General features: G+C 48.5%; 1 protein-coding gene and 1 pseudogene. One reads left to right on the forward strand and one right to left on the reverse strand.

Going from position 1 to position 1,150, the window contains the following annotated elements; genetic code table 11:
- Positions 1-356: 356 nt before the first annotated feature.
- Positions 357-836: a 23S rRNA (pseudouridine(1915)-N(3))-methyltransferase RlmH gene (rlmH, locus tag D479_RS18160; RefSeq protein WP_008639985.1), complete on the forward strand. Its 480-nt coding sequence runs from the start codon at positions 357-359 to the stop codon at positions 834-836.
- A gap of 71 nt (positions 837-907) precedes the next feature.
- Here rlmH and D479_RS18165 read toward each other — a convergent pair.
- Positions 908-1,150 (reverse strand): annotated as a pseudogene (locus tag D479_RS18165) (MFS transporter); the annotation flags it as partial.

The following is a 1,150-nucleotide window of genomic DNA, read 5'->3' on the forward strand; positions in this document are numbered from 1 at the left end:
TTAATAAARCGTCATAAAACATTGTCCAAGTTCATGGGTTCATTTCACTCTGCTCTTCCGGGGTCTCACCTGTGCCACTATTCCCACAGGAGTCTGCTCCATTCCCCTCCGCCCTAAGCCATACATGTCTTTCTTTTGTTTTTTCTATCATCTATAGTTATCGCTGGTTGATCGGGATGTTTACCCTTTTCGTCCATAGCACAGGGTTTCTCGACATCCATGACAATCCCCGCAGATATGAGCTGCGGGGATTGTTTGTGTGATGCCCCGGACTCTGCCCATACACCTCTCCCCGCAGAATGACGAGGATTCATGATACACTAAAGGCAGAAAAACGAGGAGACGGAGGAACACGAATGAAACTAACGATCGTAACAGTCGGAAAACTGAAAGAAAAATACTTGAAGCAGGGCATCGCCGAATACACGAAACGCCTCGGCCCCTACGCCAAAGTCGACGTCATCGAAGTCCCTGACGAAAAAGCACCCGAAAACCTGAGCGAAGCCCAAATGCTCGAAGTGAAACAGAAGGAAGGCGAACGCATCCTTGCGAAGATCTCCCCGGATACGTACGTCATCACCCTGGAGATCGAAGGTAAACAGCTCACCTCCGAGAAGCTGGCGAAGAAAATGGACGAGCTTGCGACTTACGGGAAAAGCAAAGTGGCCTTCGTGATCGGCGGATCGCTCGGATTGAGTGATGAGGTGCTGGAGCGGAGTGATTTCGGGCTGTCGTTCTCGAATATGACGTTCCCGCACCAGTTGATGCGGTTGATGCTGGTGGAGCAGGTGTATCGGGCGTTTAAGATTAATCGGAATGAACCGTACCATAAATAGAAGTTCAATTTATATAAGAAAGAAGAAGCTGGTTTCCCATACACCAGCTTCTTTTTCATTGAACCGAATATCTAAGCAGACAATAAAACCTTCTTTTCCCCTTCCAACTTGCGATACATAAGCGCAACCAACATCGCAGGCAGGCTGCACGCAAGCATTCCAATGAAAGCGAACCTCGGCTCTATTTCATATAAGAAGCCGCCGAAAACGGTGAATACCGCGGTGCTCCAGCTGAGCGCAAAAGCGGAGTAGATCCCTTGAGCTTTCGGAATATGTGTGTGTGGGATGTTTGCTGTTAAGTACTTCATAAAGGC

This window comes from Halobacillus sp. BAB-2008 (assembly GCF_000328325.1).
Lineage (GTDB): Bacteria > Bacillota > Bacilli > Bacillales > Halobacillaceae > Halobacillus.

Excerpts from the sequence above, each read along its gene's own strand:
- rlmH (WP_008639985.1), top strand. The coding sequence starts at position 357 with ATGAAACTAACGATCGTAACAGTCGGAAAACTGAAAGAAAAATACTTG.